Raw genomic sequence first — 17,924 nt, 5'->3', positions numbered from 1 at the left:
GCGGAACAGGGGAGGGGAACGTCCGTCATGTCCACAGGCCTGCCTCAGGCTTCCGTCAAGTCCCAGATATTCGAGTCCCTGCTGGGATTCCTGCCCGACTGGGTGCAGATCACGGTGCTCGCCCTGATCGTGCTCGCCGTCGTGGCGTCCTGGGTCGTCAAGATCAAGCGCAAGATCGCCTACCGGCGCGCCGTCCGGAACGGACAGCCGGTGCACGCCGCCGCCCAGTACGGGCAGGGACGCGGCGCGGACTACCTGGGGCAGTACGCGCCGCAGCAGCAGACCCAGCCCGGACAGCAGGACAGCGGCGCCGACCACCTGGGGGCCTTCGCCCCGCAGGCCCGGCCCGCGCAGCAGCCGAGCGGGGCCGACTTCCTCGGGGCGTACGCGCCGCAGCAGCGTCAGGGCGAGGGTCCGTCCGCGAACGCGTCCGCTTGATGGACCGCCCGCCGGGCCGAGGGCCCCGGCGTGGGAGGATCGGAGATGGCGGACCGGGCCGCGCACCCGGTCACGCCGTCGCCGTACGCGACGAGGCGCGTACGCAGGGCAGTACCAGAGCGCGAGCACTGAGGAGCACCGTTGAGCAGGTTGCGCTGGCTGACCGCGGGGGAGTCCCACGGTCCCGCACTCGTGGCGACGCTGGAGGGCCTTCCCGCCGGCGTGCCGATCACCACGGACATGGTGGCGGACCATCTCGCGAGGCGGCGCCTGGGCTATGGACGCGGTGCCCGGATGAAGTTCGAGCGCGACGAGGTCACCTTCCTCGGCGGCGTCCGGCACGGCCTCACCCTCGGCTCCCCGGTCGCGATCATGGTGGGCAACACCGAGTGGCCCAAGTGGGAACAGGTCATGGCCGCCGACCCCGTCGACCCGGAGGTCCTCGCCGGGCTCGCCCGCAACGCCCCGCTGACCCGCCCGCGCCCCGGCCACGCCGACCTGGCCGGCATGCAGAAGTACGGCTTCGACGAGGCCCGGCCGATCCTGGAGCGCGCCTCCGCGCGGGAGACGGCCGCCCGCGTCGCCCTCGGCGCGGTGGCCCGCTCGTACCTGAAGGAGACCACCGGCGTCGAGATCGTCTCGCACGTGGTGGAGCTGGCGGCGGCGAAGGCGCCCAAGGGCGTGTACCCAACGCCCGCCGACGTCGAGAAGCTGGACGCGGACCCGGTGCGCTGCCTGGACGCCGACGCGTCGAAGGCGATGGTCGCCGAGATCGACCAGGCCCACAAGGACGGCGACACCCTGGGCGGTGTGGTCGAGATCCTGGCGTACGGCGTGCCCGTCGGCCTCGGTTCGCACGTGCACTGGGACCGCAAGCTGGACGCCCGGCTCGCCGGCGCCCTCATGGGCATCCAGGCGATCAAGGGCGTCGAGATCGGTGACGGTTTCGAACTGGCGCGGGTGCCCGGCTCCAAGGCGCACGACGAGATCGTGAAGACCGACGACGGCATCCGCCGCACCACGGGCCGCTCCGGTGGCACCGAGGGCGGTCTGACGACCGGAGAGCTGCTGCGCGTCCGCGCCGCGATGAAGCCGATCGCGACCGTGCCGCGCGCCCTGCAGACCGTGGACGTCACCACCGGTGAGGCGGCGCAGGCCCACCACCAGCGCTCCGACGTGTCCGCGGTCCCGGCCGCCGGCATCGTCGCCGAGGCCATGGTGGCTCTGGTGCTCGCGGACGCGGTGGCGGAGAAGTTCGGCGGCGACTCGGTGGCCGAGACCCGCCGCAACGTCACGTCGTACCTCGACAACCTCGCCATCCGATGAGCGGCCCGCTGGTCGTCCTGGTCGGCCCGATGGGCGTCGGCAAGTCCACCGTCGGGCAGCTGCTCGCCGAACGGCTCGGCGTCTCCTACCGGGACACCGACGACGACATCGTCACCACCCAGGGCAGGACCGTCGCCGAGATCTTCGTGGACGAGGGCGAGTCCGCCTTCCGCGCGATCGAGAAGGCCGCCGTGCACCGGGCGCTCGCCGAGCACGACGGCGTCCTGGCGCTGGGCGGCGGCGCGATCCTCGACGCCGACACGCGCGCCCTGCTCGCCGGGCAGCGAGTGGCGTACCTGTCGATGGACGTCGAGGAGGCGGTCAAGCGCACCGGCCTCAACGCCGCCCGCCCGCTGCTCGCGGTCAACCCGCGCAAGCAGTGGCGCGAGCTGATGGAGGCCCGCCGCCACCTGTACGAAGAGGTCGCCACGGCCGTGGTCGCCACCGACGGCCGCACGCCCGACGAGGTCACCGAAGCCGCCCTGGACGCACTGGAGTTGAAGGAAGCATGAGCGAGGCAGTGACGCGGATCCAGGTCGGCGGCACGGCGGGCACCGACCCCTACGAGGTCCTGGTCGGCCGGCAGTTGCTGGGGGAACTCGGCGGACTGATCGGCGACAAGGCCCAGCGGGTCGCGATCGTCCACCCCGAGGCCCTGGCCGAGACCGGTGAGGCGCTGCGCGCCGACCTGGCCGAGCAGGGCTACGAGGCTGTGGCCGTCCAGGTGCCCAACGCCGAGGAGGCCAAGACCGCCGAGGTCGCCGCCTACTGCTGGAAGGCGCTCGGCCAGTCCGGGTTCACGCGCACGGACGTCATCGTCGGCGTCGGCGGCGGCGCGACCACCGACCTCGCCGGCTTCGTGGCCGCGACCTGGCTGCGCGGGGTGCGCTGGATCGCCATCCCGACCACCGTGCTCGCCATGGTGGACGCGGCCGTCGGCGGCAAGACCGGCATCAACACCGCCGAGGGCAAGAACCTCGTCGGTGCCTTCCACCCGCCCGCCGGTGTGCTCTGCGACCTGGCCGCGCTGGACTCCCTGCCGGTCAACGACTACGTCTCCGGGCTCGCGGAGGTCATCAAGGCCGGCTTCATCGCCGACCCGGTGATCCTGGACCTCATCGAGTCCGACCCCGAGGCCGCCCGCACCCCGGCCGGCCCGCACACCGCCGAGCTCATCGAGCGCTCCATCCGGGTCAAGGCCGACGTCGTGTCGTCGGACCTGAAGGAGTCCGGCCTGCGCGAGATCCTCAACTACGGCCACACACTGGGCCACGCCATCGAGAAGAACGAGCGCTACAAGTGGCGCCACGGTGCGGCGGTGTCCGTCGGCATGCACTTCGCGGCCGAACTGGGGCGCCTGGCGGGCCGGCTGGACGACGCGACGGCCGACCGGCACCGCACGGTCCTCGAAGCGGTCGGACTGCCCCTGCACTACCGGTACGACCAGTGGCCCAAGCTGCTGGAGACCATGAAGGTCGACAAGAAGTCCCGCGGCAACCTGCTGCGCTTCATCGTCCTCGACGGTCTGGCCAAGCCCACCGTCCTGGAAGGACCCGACCCGGCCGTGCTGCTCGCCGCGTACGGCGAAGTGGGGCAGTAAGTCCTCCGGCGCGCCTTCCGCCCGAAATCACCTTACGGCGCCGGGCACTTCGGGCCGCCCCCGGCCGTTCACACATCGACGACCGGGGGCGGTACCGTTCGGTAGCACGCGGGTTCCGCCCCCGCTGTCAGCGACCATCGCCTGTACGAGACGGAGTGGCACCGGATGCAGCACGCAGTGGGTTCTCCGCTGCCGCCGCCCCATCAGCCGGGGCACGGACCGGCCACGAGCTGGTCGCCGGCCGCACATCACCCGGGCCCGCCGAACGCGGGCGCCCACCAGGGCTCCGTGCCCGTCCCCCCGCCGCCCCCGGCCCCGGGCTATCCGGCGCCCCCGCCCGGACCGGCCTCGGCCGCCGCCCCGCCGGCGCCGGAGACCACCGGCCACGTACCGCTGCCGCCCGGCGGCCCGGTCGCCATGCCCATGGCCCCACCCGCCGCCACGGCCCCGGACCCCGCAGGTACGACCCTCGCGGTGCTGCTCATCGGCCCCGCGGGCGCGGGCAAGACCAGCGTCGCCAAGTACTGGGCGGACCACCGCCGGGTCCCCACGGCCCACATCAGCCTCGACGACGTACGCGAGTGGGTCCGCTCCGGCTTCGCCGACCCCCAGTCCGGGTGGAACGACAACTCCGAGGCCCAGTACCGCCTGGCCCGCCGCACCTGCGGCTTCGCCGCGCGGAACTTCCTGGCCAACGGCATCTCGTGCATCCTCGACGACGCGGTCTTCCCGGACCGCCCGGTCGTCGGCCTCGGCGGCTGGAAGCGCCACGTGGGGCCGGGCCTGCTGCCGGTCGTGCTCCTCCCCGGGCTGGACATCGTCCTCGAACGCAACGCGGAGCGCTCGGGCAACCGCCGGCTGTCCGACGAGGAGGTCGCCCGCATCCACGGCCGCATGGCCGGCTGGTACGGCTCCGGCCTGCCGATCATCGACAACTCCCAGCTGGACGTCCCGGAGACGGCGAGGGTCCTGGACGACGTCCTGGCCCGCTCGATCGCCAGCCCACCCCAGTGGTGAGCGCCCCGTAGGGGCGCGGGGAACTGCGCGCCACCCACACACAGGCGCGGACGGCCCGCAACCCCGCACGGCACGGCCCCTCCCGGACAAGACACCACCACTCGGACACCTCCGAAACCGCCCACTCAGACCCCCTCAACCGGCGCAAAACCGGCAAAGCTCATACGCTCGGGTCATGTCAGAGGTGTACGCGGCCCGCCGGACGCGTCTGAGGGACTACTGCAACGCGGGCGGCAGCGCGGCGGCGCTGGTCTCCCGCCCCGCCAACGTGCGCTACCTCGCGGGCGCCGCCCCGCACGGCGCCGTCCTGCTGCTGGGCCGGACCGAGGAACAGGACCTCCTGGTCTGTGCCGGACCCGCGGCCGACCGCCCCGCGCCCGAGCGCCCCGACGAAGCCCTGCGCGTCCACACCCTCCCGGGAGCGGACGGCGGCGACCCGGCCGTAGAGGCGGCCCGTCTCGCCGAGGGCCAGGACGCCGACTCCCTCGCCGTGGAGGAGCACCACCTCACCGTGTCCCGGCACCGCGCCCTCGGCTCGGTCGCTCCGCGGCTGCGCCTGGCGGGTCTCGGCAGTGCGGTCGAGCAGCTCAGGGTCGTCAAGGACGAGGAGGAGATCTCCTGCCTGCGCATCGGCGCCGAGATCGCCGACCAGGCCCTGGGCGAACTGCTGGAGTCGATCCTCGTCGGCCGCACCGAGCGCCACCTCGCCCTGGAACTCGAGCGACGACTCGTGGACCACGGGGCGGACGGACCGGCCTTCCCGACATCCGTGGCGACCGGCCCGAACTCCGGGCGCCCCGGACACCGGCCCACCGACCGCCGCGTCGAGGAGGGCGACTTCCTCTCCGTCTGCCTCGGTGCGACGTACCGCGGCTACCGCTGCGAGATCGGCCGCACCTTCGTCATCGGCACCGCCCCCGCGGACTGGCAGATCGAGCTGTACGACCTGGTCTTCGCCGCCCAGCGGGCCGGGCGTGAGAGCCTGGTGCCCGGCGCCGCCTGCCGGGACGTCGACCGCGCCGCCCGCCAGGTCCTGGACTCCGCGGGGTACACGGAGGGCCTGACGCTCCTGACCGGACACGGCGTGGGGCTCGAAATCGACGAGGACCCTCAATTGAGTCCCGCGGCCATGGGTAAACTGGACGCTTGCGTGCCAGTCACCGTCGAACCGGGGGTCCACCTCCCGGGCCGGGGCGGTGTCCGGATCGATGACACGCTCGTCGTCCGCCCCGAGGCGGACGGCGGACCCGAGCTACTCACCATCACGACCAAGGAGCTGCTCGCCCTGTAGCCAGGCAGGTGCGCGCCCCGGGGTCGTACGTCAGTCCAGGAGATTCCGCAACCGTGGCTTCCACGAACGACCTCAAGAACGGCATGGTGCTCAAGCTCGAAGGCGGCCAGCTCTGGTCCGTCGTCGAGTTCCAGCACGTCAAGCCCGGCAAGGGCCCGGCCTTCGTGCGCACCAAGCTCAAGAACGTGCTCTCCGGCAAGGTCGTCGACAAGACCTTCAACGCCGGCGTCAAGGTCGAAACGGCCACCGTCGACAAGCGCGACATGCAGTTCTCCTACATGGACGGCGAGTACTTCGTCTTCATGGACATGGAGACCTACGACCAGCTCCACGTCGACAAGAAGGCCGTCGGCGACGCCGCCAACTTCCTGATCGAGGGCTTCACCGCCACCGTGGCCCAGCACGAGGGCGAGGTGCTCTTCGTCGAGCTGCCCGCCGCCGTCGAGCTCGTCATCCAGGAGACCGAGCCGGGCGTCCAGGGCGACCGCTCCACCGGCGGCACCAAGCCCGCCATCCTGGAGACCGGCCACCAGATCAACGTGCCGCTCTTCATCACCACCGGTGAGAAGATCAAGGTCGACACCCGCACCAGCGACTACCTCGGCCGGGTGAACAGCTAACCGTGGCTGCCCGCAACACGGCCCGTAAGCGCGCCTTCCAGATCCTCTTCGAGGGGGACCAGCGCGGCGCCGAGGTGCTGACCGTCCTCGCGGACTGGGTCCGGCTCTCCCGGGCGGACACCCGGCAGCCGCCGGTCAGCGAGTACACGATGGAGCTGGTCGAGGGCTACGCGCAGCACGCGAAGCGCATCGACGAGCTGATCGCGCAGTACTCCGTCGGCTGGACCCTCGACCGGATGCCCGTCGTCGACCGCAACATCCTGCGGCTCGGCGCCTACGAGCTGATCTGGGTCGACGCGACGCCGGATGCCGTCGTCCTCGACGAGATGGTGCAGCTGGCGAAGGAGTTCTCCACGGACGAGTCGCCCTCGTTCGTGAACGGCCTGCTCGGCCGTCTGAAGGAACTCAAGCCCTCGCTCCGCCGCGACGAGGTCTGAGACGGACCACATGCCGGAGGGCCCGCAGCGTCACCGCTGCGGGCCCTCCGGCGCTCCCGGACGTGGTTCAGCCCTCCGGAGGGGTGTCAGCGCCGTACAAAGCCGCCGGGGTGGCCGAGAACCATAGGGTTTCGGCCACCCCGGCGGCACGTTTCTGCTGGACCCGCCCAACGGCCCCGCGGAGCGGTCAGGCCTCCTCGTGGGACGCCACTGCACGGCGCGCGTCAGCGTCCAGGACACCCCAGCTGATCAGCTGCTCCGTGAGGACGGACGGCGACTGGTCATAGATGACGGCCAGGGTGCGCAGGTCGTCCTGGCGGATCGACAGCACCTTGCCGTTGTAGTCACCGCGCTGCGACTGGATCGTGGCCGCGTAGCGCTGGAGGGGGCCCGCCTTCTCGGCCGGCACCGTGGCCAGCCGCTCCAGGTCCAGGACCAGCTTCGGCGGCGGCTCGGCGGCCCCGCCCGGGGTCGTGCCCGGAAGCAGTTCCTGCACCGGAACGCCGTAGAAATCCGCCAGCTCGGCAAGGCGCTGCACGGTCACGGCACGGTCGCCGCGCTCGTACGAACCGACCACGACCGCCTTCCAGCGTCCCTGGGACTTCTCCTCGACACCGTGGAGGGAAAGGCCCTGCTGGGTGCGGATCGCCCGGAGCTTGGCCCCGAGCTGTTTGGCGTATTCGCTGGACATATAGCTCCCCGGCACTGTGTCGACGCGTCTGGCGTGGGTGCCAGGCCGCGCGGCTGGTAACTCACTGTGAGGTTACGCAGCGTTACTCTGCCGCGTCAAGCCGAATGGTCCGCACCGACTCTTCCGTGGTATCGGCTTCCCATTGGACCGGATGGGTGATTCGAGGGGGCCGTACGGGCGATCTCGGGGACCTGCTACCGTGTATGGCGCAATCTCGACGTCCTTTAAGGTCCGTCCCGTGAGGCGGAGAAGGAGGTCCGTTTCGTATGGACACGCACGACACGCAGTCCGATGCCCGGCCCGTTCTCGAAGGGCCCGACATCGCGCGCGTGCTGACCCGCATCGCCCACGAGATCGTCGAACGCGCCAAGGGCGCCGACGACGTGGTGCTCCTCGGCATTCCGACCCGGGGCGTCTTCCTCGCCCGGCGCATCGCCGACAAGCTCGAGCAGATCACCGAGCGCAAGGTCCCCTGCGGCTCGCTCGACATCACCATGTACCGCGACGACCTGCGCATGCACCCGCCGCGCGCGCTGGCCCGCACCGAGATCCCCGGTGACGGCCTCGACGGCAAGCTCGTCGTCCTCGTCGACGACGTGCTCTTCTCCGGCCGCACCATCCGCGCCGCCCTCGACGCCCTGAACGACCTCGGGCGACCGCGCGCGGTGCAGCTCGCCGTGCTCGTCGACCGCGGACACCGTGAACTGCCCATCCGCGCCGACTACGTCGGCAAGAACCTCCCCACGTCGTTGCGGGAGACGGTCAAGGTCCAGCTCGCCGAGGAGGACGGTCGCGACACCGTGCTGCTCGGCGCCAAGCCGACCCCGCAGTAGCGCTCCCGGCGTACGCCGCGTCGTACGCCCGCCCGGTTGCGCCCCCGCGCGCCCGTCTGCCCCGATTCTCCCGAATGAACTGCCTTACGGAGCCTGACAGATGCAGCGTCATCTCATCTCGGCCGCCGACCTCACCCGCGACGACGCCGTCCTGATCCTCGACACCGCCGAGGAGATGGCCCGGGTCGCCGACCGGCCGATCAAGAAGCTGCCGACCCTGCGCGGCCGCACGATCGTCAACCTCTTCTTCGAGGACTCCACCCGGACCCGGATCTCCTTCGAGGCCGCCGAGAAGCGGCTGTCCGCGGACGTCATCAACTTCTCCGCCAAGGGCTCCAGCGTCTCCAAGGGCGAGTCCTTGAAGGACACCGCCCAGACCCTGGAAGCCATGGGCGTCGACGCCGTCGTCATCCGGCACGGCGCCTCCGGAGCCCCGTACCGCCTCGCCAACTCCGGCTGGATCGACGCCGCCGTGGTCAACGCCGGCGACGGCACCCACCAGCACCCCACCCAGGCCCTGCTGGACGCCTTCACCATGCGCCGCCGCCTGATCGGCCCGGACGCCGGACTCGGCCAGGACCTCGAGGGCAAGCGCATCACGATCGTCGGCGACGTCCTGCACAGCCGGGTCGCCCGCTCCAACGTCGATCTGCTGCACACGCTCGGCGCCGAAGTCACCCTCGTCGCCCCGCCGACCCTCCTGCCGGTCGGCATCGAGACCTGGCCCTGCGAGGTCTCCTACGACCTCGACAGCACGCTGCCCAAGTCCGACGCGGTGATGATGCTGCGCGTCCAGCGCGAGCGCATGAACGCCGCGTTCTTCCCCACCGAGCGCGAGTACTCCCGGCGCTACGGCCTCGACGGCGACCGCATGGCCCGGATGCCCGAGCACGCCATCGTGATGCACCCCGGCCCGATGGTCCGCGGCATGGAGATCACCGCCGAGGTCGCCGACTCCGACCGCTGCACCGTCGTCGAGCAGGTCGCCAACGGAGTGTCCATCCGGATGGCCGTCCTCTACCTGCTGCTCGGTGGGAACGAACCCGCCGTCACCCACCCCCGCACCGAGGAGAAGTAAGACAGATGAGCAAGACCCTGATCCGTGGTGCCAAGGTGCTGGGCGGCGCGCCGCAGGACGTGCTGATCGACGGCGGAACCATCGCCGAGGTGGGCGGCGGCCTGTCCGCCGAGGGCGCGGAGGTCGTCGAGGCCGACGGCAAGGTGCTGCTGCCGGGCCTGGTCGACCTGCACACCCACCTGCGCGAGCCCGGCCGCGAGGACTCCGAGACCGTCCTCACCGGCACCCGCGCCGCCGCCTCCGGCGGTTTCACCACCGTCTTCGCCATGGCCAACACCTTCCCGGTCGCCGACACCGCCGGTGTCGTCGAGCAGGTCTGGCGGCTCGGCAAGGAGCACGGCTACTGCGACGTGCAGCCCATCGGCGCGGTCACCGTCGGCCTGGAGGGCAGGAAGCTCGCCGAGCTGGGCGCCATGCACGAGTCCGCCGCCGGCGTCACCGTCTTCTCCGACGACGGCAAGTGCGTCCACGACGCCGTGATCATGCGCCGGGCCCTGGAGTACGTGAAGGCCTTCGGCGGTGTCGTCGCCCAGCACGCCCAGGAGCCGCGGCTGACCGAGGGCGCCGAGATGAACGAGGGTGTCGTCTCCGCCGAGCTGGGCCTCGGCGGCTGGCCCGCGGTGGCCGAAGAATCGATCATCGCCCGGGATGTCCTGCTCGCCGACCACGTCGGCTCCCGCGTCCACATCTGCCACCTGTCGACCGCCGGGTCCGTGGAGATCGTCCGCTGGGCCAAGTCCCGCGGCATCCAGGTCACCGCCGAGGTCACCCCGCACCACCTCCTCCTCACGGACGAGCTGGTGCGCACCTACAACCCCGTCTACAAGGTCAACCCGCCGCTGCGCACCGAGCGCGACGTGATGGCCCTGCGCGAGGCGCTCGCCGACGGCACGATCGACATCGTCGCCACCGACCACGCCCCGCACCCGCACGAGGACAAGGACTGCGAGTGGGCCGCGGCCGCCATGGGCATGGTCGGCCTGGAGACCGCGCTGTCGGTGGTGCAGGAGACCATGGTCGACACGGGCCTCCTGGACTGGGCCGGCGTCGCCGACCGGATGTCCGTCAAGCCCGCGCAGATCGGACAGGCCACGGGCCACGGACGTCCCGTCTCGGCAGGTGAGCCCGCCAACCTCACCCTGGTCGACACGGCATACCGTGGGCTGGTGGAACCCGCGGGCTTCGCCTCGCGCAGCCGCAACACCCCCTACGAGGGGCGTGAGCTGCCGGGCCGTGTGACGCACACGTGGCTGCGGGGCAAGGCCACGCTCGTCGACGGGAAGCTCACGTGACACCTGTACTCCTGCTCGCCGCCGAGAAGGAATCGGCGCAAGTGACCGACTGGGCCGCCCGCATCGGCTGGGTCGTCGGCCTCGCCCTGTTCGTCGCGCTCGTCTACTGGCTGATGCGCGAGGGCTGGAAGTGGCGCGGCACCCTCCAGGGCGACCTGCCCGAGCTGCCCGCCGCCCCGGACGAGCCGGGCCCGGCACGCCTGACCATGAGCGGCCGCTACCACGGCTCCACCACCGCCGGGCAGTGGCTCGACCGCATCGTCGCGCACGGCCTGGGCACCCGCAGCCGGGCCGAGCTGACCCTGACGGACGCCGGCCTCGATGTCGTACGCCCCGGCGCGGACGACTTCTTCGTCCCGGCCGCGGCCCTGCGCGAGGCCCGCCTCGACAAGGGCATCGCCGGCAAGGTGCTCACCGAGGGCGGCCTGCTCGTCGTCACCTGGGAGCACGGCGACCGGCTGATCGACTCCGGATTCCGCTCCGACCACGCCGCCGAGCACCACGAGTGGGTCGCGGCCCTCACCTCGATGATCGAAACGCACAGCAAGGAAGGCGCCGAACGATGACCACCTCCACCAGGGGAGCCGCCAGGACTCCCGCCGTACTCGTCCTGGAGGACGGCCGGGTCTTCCGCGGCCGCGCCTACGGGGCCGTGGGGGAGACCTTCGGCGAAGCGGTGTTCTCCACCGGCATGACCGGCTACCAGGAGACCCTGACCGACCCCTCCTACCACCGCCAGGTGGTCGTGATGACCGCCCCGCACGTCGGCAACACCGGCATCAACGACGAGGACATGGAGTCCCGGAAGATCTGGGTGTCCGGCTACGTCGTGCGCGACCCCGCGCGCGTGCCGTCCAACTGGCGCTCCCGGCGCACGCTCGACGAGGAACTGGACGCCCAGGGGGTCGTCGGCATCAGCGGCATCGACACCCGGGCCCTCACCCGCCACCTGCGTGAGCGCGGCGCGATGCGCGTCGGCATCTTCAGCGGCGACGCCGTCCGGGACGACGCCGCACTGCTGGCCCGCGTCCAGGAAGCCCCCCAGATGAAGGGCGCGAACCTCTCCGCCGAGGTCGCCACCACCGAGCCGTACGTCGTCCCGGCCATCGGCGAGAAGAAGTTCACCGTCGCCGCCGTCGACCTCGGCATCAAGGGCATGACCCCGCACCGCATGGCCGAGCGTGGCATCGAGGTGCACGTGCTCCCGGCGACCGCCACCGTCGAGGACGTCTACGCGGTGAACCCGGACGGCGTGTTCTTCTCCAACGGCCCCGGCGACCCGGCCACCGCCGACCACCCCGTCTCCGTGATGCAGGGCGTCCTGGAGCGCGGCACCCCGCTGTTCGGCATCTGCTTCGGCAACCAGATCCTGGGCCGCGCGCTCGGCTTCGGCACCTTCAAGCTGAAGTACGGCCACCGCGGCATCAACCAGCCGGTGCAGGACCGCACGACCGGCAAGGTCGAGGTCACCGCGCACAACCACGGTTTCGCCGTCGACGCCCCGCTCGACCGGGTCTCCGAGACCCCGTTCGGCCGCGCCGAGGTGTCCCACGTCTGCCTGAACGACAACGTGGTGGAGGGGCTCCAGCTCCTCGACCGCCCCGCCTTCAGCGTCCAGTACCACCCCGAAGCGGCAGCCGGTCCGCACGACGCCGCCTACCTGTTCGACCGCTTCGTATCCCTGATGGAGGGCCAGCGTGCCTAAGCGCACCGATATCCAGTCCGTCCTGGTCATCGGCTCCGGCCCGATCGTCATCGGCCAGGCCGCCGAGTTCGACTACTCCGGCACCCAGGCGTGCCGCGTCCTCAAGGCCGAGGGCCTGCGGGTCGTCCTGGTGAACTCCAACCCGGCGACGATCATGACTGACCCGGAGATCGCCGACGCCACCTACGTCGAGCCGATCACCCCCGAGTTCGTCGAGAAGATCATCGCCAAGGAGCGCCCCGACGCGCTGCTGCCCACCCTGGGCGGCCAGACGGCCCTCAACACGGCCATCTCGCTGCACGAGGCGGGCACGCTCGACAAGTACGGAGTCGAGCTGATCGGCGCCAACGTCGAGGCCATCAACAAGGGCGAGGACCGCGACCTCTTCAAGGAGGTCGTCGAGGCCGTCCGGCGCAAGATCGGCCACGGCGAGTCCGCCCGCTCGGTCATCTGCCACTCCATGGACGACGTGCTCCAGGGCGTCGAGACGCTCGGCGGCTACCCGGTCGTCGTCCGCCCCTCCTTCACCATGGGCGGCGCCGGCTCCGGCTTCGCCCACGACGAGGAGGAGCTGCGCCGCATCGCCGGCCAGGGCCTCACGCTCTCCCCGACCACCGAGGTGCTCCTGGAGGAGTCCATCCTCGGCTGGAAGGAGTACGAGCTGGAGCTGATGCGCGACAAGCACGACAACGTCGTGGTCGTCTGCTCCATCGAGAACTTCGACCCCATGGGCGTCCACACCGGTGACTCGATCACCGTCGCGCCCGCGATGACGCTCACCGACCGCGAGTACCAGACCCTGCGCGACATCGGCATCGCCGTGATCCGCGAGGTCGGCGTCGACACCGGCGGCTGCAACATCCAGTTCGCGGTCAACCCCGAGGACGGCCGGGTCATCGTCATCGAGATGAACCCGCGCGTGTCCCGCTCCTCGGCCCTCGCCTCCAAGGCCACCGGCTTCCCGATCGCCAAGATCGCCGCCAAGCTCGCCGTCGGCTACACCCTCGACGAGATCCCGAACGACATCACCCAGGAGACCCCGGCCTCCTTCGAGCCCACGCTCGACTACGTGGTCGTGAAGGCCCCGCGCTTCGCCTTCGAGAAGTTCCCGAGCGCCGACAGCACGCTGACCACCACCATGAAGTCGGTCGGCGAGGCCATGGCCATCGGCCGCAACTTCACCGAGGCCTTCCAGAAGGCCCTGCGCTCCCTGGAGAAGAAGGGCAGCCAGTTCACCTTCGTCGGTGAGCCCGGCGACAAGGCCCAGCTCCTGGAGCAGGCCGTCCGCCCCACCGACGGCCGCATCAACACCGTCATGCAGGCCATCCGCGCGGGCGCCACGCCCGAGGAGATCTTCGACTACACGAAGATCGACCCCTGGTTCGTCGACCAGCTCTTCCTGATCAAGGAGATCGCCGACGAGCTGGCCGAGGCCCCCGAGCTGACCGCCGACCTCCTCGCCGAGGCGAAGCGGCACGGCTTCTCCGACGCGCAGATCGGCGAGATCCGCGGCCTGCGCGAGGACGTCGTCCGCGAGGTCCGGCACGCCCTCGGCATCCGCCCGGTGTACAAGACGGTCGACACCTGCGCCGCCGAGTTCGCCGCGAAGACGCCGTACTTCTACTCCTCCTACGACGAGGAGACGGAGGTCGCCCCGCGCGAGAAGCCGGCCGTCATCATCCTGGGCTCCGGCCCGAACCGCATCGGCCAGGGCATCGAGTTCGACTACTCCTGCGTCCACGCCTCCTTCGCGCTGAGCGACGCGGGCTACGAGACCGTGATGGTCAACTGCAATCCGGAGACCGTCTCGACGGACTACGACACCTCCGACCGCCTGTACTTCGAGCCGCTGACGCTGGAGGACGTGCTGGAGATCGTGCACGCCGAGCAGCAGGCCGGACCGGTCGCGGGCGTCGTCGTGCAGCTCGGCGGCCAGACCCCGCTGGGCCTGTCGCAGGCGCTCAAGGACAACGGCGTGCCGATCGTCGGCACCTCCCCGGAGGCCATCCACGCCGCCGAGGACCGCGGCGCCTTCGGCCGGGTCCTCAAGGAGGCCGGCCTCCCCGCCCCCAAGCACGGCACGGCCACGACCTTCTCCGAGGCCAAGGCCATCGCCGACGAGATCGGCTACCCGGTCCTGGTCCGCCCCTCCTACGTCCTCGGCGGACGCGGCATGGAGATCGTCTACGACGAGACGCGCCTGGAGGCGTACATCGCCGAGTCGACCGAGATCAGCCCCTCGCGGCCGGTCCTCGTCGACCGGTTCCTCGACGACGCGATCGAGATCGACGTCGACGCCCTCTACGACGGCGAGGAGCTCTACCTCGGCGGCGTCATGGAGCACATCGAGGAGGCCGGCATCCACTCCGGCGACTCGGCGTGCGCCCTGCCCCCGATCACCCTCGGCGGCTTCGACATCAAGCGCCTGCGCGCCTCCACGGAGGGCATCGCCAAGGGCGTCGGGGTCCGCGGCCTGATCAACATCCAGTTCGCGCTCGCGGGCGACATCCTCTACGTCCTGGAGGCCAACCCGCGCGCCTCGCGCACCGTCCCCTTCACCTCGAAGGCGACGGCGGTGCCGCTGGCCAAGGCCGCCGCCCGCATCTCGCTCGGCGCCACCATCGCCGAGCTGCGCGCCGAGGGCCTCCTCCCGGCCACCGGCGACGGCGGCGAGCTGCCGTTCGACGCGCCGATCTCCGTCAAGGAGGCCGTCATGCCGTGGTCGCGCTTCCGCGACATCCACGGCCGCGGCGTCGACACGGTCCTCGGCCCGGAGATGCGCTCCACCGGCGAGGTCATGGGCATCGACTCCGTCTTCGGCACGGCGTACGCCAAGTCGCAGGCCGGCGCCTACGGCCCGCTGCCCACCAAGGGCCGCGCCTTCATCTCGGTCGCCAACCGCGACAAGCGCTCGATGATCTTCCCGGCCCGCGAGCTCGTCGCGCACGGCTTCGAGCTGCTCGCCACGTCCGGCACGGCGGAGGTCCTCAAGCGCAACGGCATCAACGCCACCATCGTGCGCAAGCAGTCCGAGGGCACCGGCCCCAACGGCGAGAAGACCATCGTCCAGCTCATCCACGACGGCGAGGTCGACCTCATCGTCAACACCCCGTACGGCACGGGCGGCCGCCTCGACGGCTACGACATCCGTACGGCGGCCGTGGCACGCTCCGTGCCCTGCCTGACGACGGTCCAGGCCCTCGCGGCGGCGGTCCAGGGCATCGACGCCCTCAACCGCGGCGAGGTGAGCGTCCGATCGCTCCAGGAACACGCCGAGCACCTGACCGCGGCCCGCGACTAGCAGCCCCGAGGGGGACACCGGAAACGGTGTCCCCCTCTTCGTGAGGACGCCACGTCCTCGTGAGGACACCATGTACAAGATCTTCTTCCGTCTCGTCTTCAAGCGGCTGGACCCGGAGCAGGCCCACCACATGGCCTTCCGCTGGATCCGCCTGGCCGCCCGCGTGCCCGTGCTGCGCACGTTCCTCGCGGCCGCCCTCGCGCCCCGCTGCAAGGAGCTGCGCACCGAGGCCCTCGGGCTGCGGATGCACGGCCCCTTCGGGCTCGCGGCCGGCTTCGACAAGAACGCCGTCGGCATCGACGGCATGGCCATGCTCGGTTTCGACCATGTCGAGATCGGCACGGTGACCGGTGAGCCCCAGCCCGGCAATCCCAAGCAGCGGCTGTTCCGCCTGGTCGCGGACCGTGCCCTGATCAACCGCATGGGCTTCAACAACGACGGCTCGCTGCGCGTCGCCGCCCGCCTGGCCTCCCGTACGCCGGTCTTCAAGCCGGTCGTCGGCGTCAACATCGGCAAGACCAAGGTCGTCCCCGAGGAGGAGGCCGTCGCGGACTACGTGAAGTCCGCCGAGCGGCTCGCCCCCTACGCCGACTACCTGGTCGTGAACGTCTCCTCGCCGAACACGCCCGGCCTGCGCAACCTCCAGGCCACCGAGGCCCTGCGCCCGCTGCTGAGCGCCGTCCGCGAGGCCGCCGACCGCACGGTCCCCACCCGCCGCGTCCCGCTCCTGGTGAAGATCGCGCCGGACCTCGCCGACGAGGACGTCGACGCCGTCGCCGACCTCGCCGTGGAACTCGGCCTGGACGGCATCATCGCCACCAACACCACCATCGCGCGCGAGGGCCTCGGCCTGAAGTCGGACGCCTCCCTGGTCAAGGAGACCGGCGGCCTGTCCGGAGCGCCCCTGAAGGAGCGGTCCCTGGAGGTCCTGCGCCGCCTCTACGCGCGCGTGGGCGACCGGATCACCCTGGTGGGCGTCGGCGGCATCGAGAACGCCGAGGACGCCTGGCAGCGCATCCTGGCCGGTGCCACGCTGGTCCAGGGCTACAGCGCCTTCATCTACGAGGGGCCCTTCTGGGGCCGCGCGATCCACAAGGGGCTCGCCGCTCGCCTGGCCACCAGCCCCTACGCCACGCTCGCCGACGCGGTGGGCGCCGACGTGAGGAAGACGGCATGAGTGGTCTCGAACCCTTCGGCGTGCGCCTGCGCCGGGCCATGGACGAGCGCGGCCCGCTGTGCGTCGGCATCGACCCGCACGCCTCCCTGCTCGCCGAGTGGGGCCTGAACGACGACGTGGCCGGCCTGGAGCGGTTCAGCCGCACGGTCGTCGAGGCCGTCGCCGACCGGGTCGCCGTGCTCAAGCCGCAGAGCGCGTTCTTCGAGCGCTTCGGTTCGCGCGGCGTCGCCGTCCTGGAGAAGTCGGTCGAGGAGGCCCGGGCGGCCGGCGCGCTGATCGTGATGGACGCCAAGCGCGGCGACATCGGCTCCACCATGGCCGCGTACGCCCAGGCCTTCCTGCACAAGGACGCGCCGCTGTTCTGCGACGCCCTGACGGTCTCCCCGTACCTCGGCTACGGATCGCTCAGCCCGGCCGTCGCGCTGGCCCGGGAGAGCGGCGCCGGACTGTTCGTGCTGGCACTGACCTCGAACCCGGAGGGCGGCGAGGTCCAGCACGCGGTGCGGGCCGACGGCCGGAACGTCGGAGCGACGATGCTGGCGCACCTCGCCGCCGAGAACGCGGGGCAGGAGCCGCTGGGGTCCTTCGGCGCGGTCGTGGGCGCCACCCTCGGTGATCTGTCGACGTACGACCTGGACATCAACGGCCCCCTCCTGGCGCCCGGCATCGGCGCCCAGGGCGCCACGCCGGCCGATCTCCCGGGGGTCTTCGGTGCGGCGGTGCGCAACGTCGTGCCGAACGTCAGCCGCGGGGTGCTACGCCACGGTCCCGACGCGGTCGCTCTGCGTGACGCCGCGGAGCGCTTCGCGGAGGAGATCCGCGCAGCCGTGACGTCCTCGTGAGGCGGTCCAGACCTTCCGGTGAGACCTCCGATGAGTGGTCCGGGGCCGGCTTGAGTCTGAATACATCCTCAAATCCGGGGCAGTATGTCCTAAATGTCCGTTCAGATGAAGGCTGACCAGGACTTTTCCGCTGTTCTCAATGACTCCGGCGGACTTGCCCGCTAGTCTCCGACGAGAGAACGGGCAAGCGTGTGTTGCTCGTGGCTCCCCAGGTGTGGGGCGACTAGGTTCCTCACCGGTCCGTATCCGACAGTTCGACATCCGAGGTGACGTAGG

At 71.2% G+C, this 17,924-nt stretch carries 17 protein-coding genes; 16 read left to right on the top strand and 1 reads right to left on the bottom strand.

What is annotated here, in order from left to right; genetic code table 11:
* Positions 1-27: 27 nt before the first annotated feature.
* The 8 genes from ACFZDI_RS32220 to nusB all read left to right on the top strand — a co-directional run bounded on the left by ACFZDI_RS32220 (position 28) and on the right by nusB (position 6,729).
* The gene (locus tag ACFZDI_RS32220) at positions 28-438 is read left to right on the top strand and encodes a hypothetical protein (RefSeq protein WP_391255428.1); all 411 of its coding nucleotides are present in this window, start codon (positions 28-30) and stop codon (positions 436-438) included.
* Between the two features lie 141 nt (positions 439-579).
* Complete coding sequence (aroC, locus tag ACFZDI_RS32215; protein ID WP_234845084.1) at positions 580-1,764, top strand: chorismate synthase; 1,185 nt, start codon at positions 580-582, stop codon at positions 1,762-1,764.
* The gene (locus tag ACFZDI_RS32210; protein ID WP_234845085.1) at positions 1,761-2,276 is read left to right on the top strand and encodes a shikimate kinase; all 516 of its coding nucleotides are present in this window, start codon (positions 1,761-1,763) and stop codon (positions 2,274-2,276) included. The genes aroC and ACFZDI_RS32210 overlap by 4 nt, the downstream gene beginning before the upstream one ends.
* Entirely contained in the window at positions 2,273-3,364 is a 1,092-nt protein-coding gene (gene aroB, locus ACFZDI_RS32205) for a 3-dehydroquinate synthase (RefSeq protein WP_361119372.1), read from the top strand. The genes ACFZDI_RS32210 and aroB overlap by 4 nt, the downstream gene beginning before the upstream one ends.
* Before the next feature lie 165 nt (positions 3,365-3,529).
* Entirely contained in the window at positions 3,530-4,381 is an 852-nt protein-coding gene (locus ACFZDI_RS32200) for a Pro-rich N-terminal domain-containing protein (protein WP_391255423.1), read from the top strand.
* A 175-nt stretch (positions 4,382-4,556) separates the two neighbouring features.
* Complete coding sequence (locus tag ACFZDI_RS32195) at positions 4,557-5,672, top strand: aminopeptidase P family protein (protein WP_234845088.1); 1,116 nt, start codon at positions 4,557-4,559, stop codon at positions 5,670-5,672.
* 53 nt (positions 5,673-5,725) lie between these two features.
* Entirely contained in the window at positions 5,726-6,292 is a 567-nt protein-coding gene (gene efp / locus ACFZDI_RS32190; protein ID WP_030843148.1) for an elongation factor P, read from the top strand.
* A gap of 2 nt (positions 6,293-6,294) precedes the next feature.
* Positions 6,295-6,729: a transcription antitermination factor NusB gene (nusB, locus tag ACFZDI_RS32185; protein WP_234845089.1), complete on the top strand. Its 435-nt coding sequence runs from the start codon at positions 6,295-6,297 to the stop codon at positions 6,727-6,729.
* A gap of 187 nt (positions 6,730-6,916) precedes the next feature.
* Here nusB and bldD read toward each other — a convergent pair whose 3' ends face one another.
* Positions 6,917-7,420 (bottom strand): transcriptional regulator BldD, encoded by a 504-nt coding sequence (gene bldD, locus ACFZDI_RS32180; RefSeq protein ID WP_018570201.1) that lies wholly within the window; start codon positions 7,418-7,420, stop codon positions 6,917-6,919.
* Between the two features lie 266 nt (positions 7,421-7,686).
* Here bldD and pyrR point away from each other — a divergent pair, with 266 nt between their 5' ends.
* The 8 genes from pyrR (at position 7,687) to pyrF (ending at position 17,648) form a co-directional block, all read left to right on the top strand.
* Positions 7,687-8,253 (top strand): bifunctional pyr operon transcriptional regulator/uracil phosphoribosyltransferase PyrR, encoded by a 567-nt coding sequence (gene pyrR / locus ACFZDI_RS32175; RefSeq protein WP_030843153.1) that lies wholly within the window; start codon positions 7,687-7,689, stop codon positions 8,251-8,253.
* Between the two features lie 100 nt (positions 8,254-8,353).
* A complete protein-coding gene (locus ACFZDI_RS32170) occupies positions 8,354-9,331 on the top strand; it encodes an aspartate carbamoyltransferase catalytic subunit (protein WP_234845090.1) in 978 nt (325 codons plus the stop codon).
* Positions 9,332-9,336: 5 nt separating this feature from the next.
* A complete protein-coding gene (locus tag ACFZDI_RS32165) occupies positions 9,337-10,623 on the top strand; it encodes a dihydroorotase (protein WP_234845091.1) in 1,287 nt (428 codons plus the stop codon).
* The gene (locus tag ACFZDI_RS32160) at positions 10,620-11,189 is read left to right on the top strand and encodes a hypothetical protein (RefSeq protein ID WP_234845092.1); all 570 of its coding nucleotides are present in this window, start codon (positions 10,620-10,622) and stop codon (positions 11,187-11,189) included. Before ACFZDI_RS32165 ends, ACFZDI_RS32160 begins: the two co-directional genes overlap by 4 nt.
* Entirely contained in the window at positions 11,186-12,328 is a 1,143-nt protein-coding gene (gene carA, locus ACFZDI_RS32155; protein WP_234845093.1) for a glutamine-hydrolyzing carbamoyl-phosphate synthase small subunit, read from the top strand. Before ACFZDI_RS32160 ends, carA begins: the two co-directional genes overlap by 4 nt.
* Entirely contained in the window at positions 12,321-15,629 is a 3,309-nt protein-coding gene (carB, locus tag ACFZDI_RS32150) for a carbamoyl-phosphate synthase large subunit (protein WP_234845094.1), read from the top strand. Before carA ends, carB begins: the two co-directional genes overlap by 8 nt.
* Before the next feature lie 70 nt (positions 15,630-15,699).
* Positions 15,700-16,806 (top strand): quinone-dependent dihydroorotate dehydrogenase, encoded by a 1,107-nt coding sequence (locus tag ACFZDI_RS32145; protein ID WP_234845095.1) that lies wholly within the window; start codon positions 15,700-15,702, stop codon positions 16,804-16,806.
* On the top strand, positions 16,803-17,648 hold the full coding sequence (pyrF, locus tag ACFZDI_RS32140; protein WP_391255416.1) for an orotidine-5'-phosphate decarboxylase: 846 nt from the start codon (positions 16,803-16,805) through the stop codon (positions 17,646-17,648). Before ACFZDI_RS32145 ends, pyrF begins: the two co-directional genes overlap by 4 nt.
* The last annotated feature ends 276 nt before the right edge of the window (positions 17,649-17,924 follow it).

Source organism: Streptomyces sp. NPDC007907, assembly GCF_042959365.1.
Classification (GTDB): domain Bacteria; phylum Actinomycetota; class Actinomycetes; order Streptomycetales; family Streptomycetaceae; genus Streptomyces; species Streptomyces indiaensis.
Note: the sequence above shows the minus strand (reverse complement) of the source record. Positions and strands in the feature narration are given on the sequence as shown.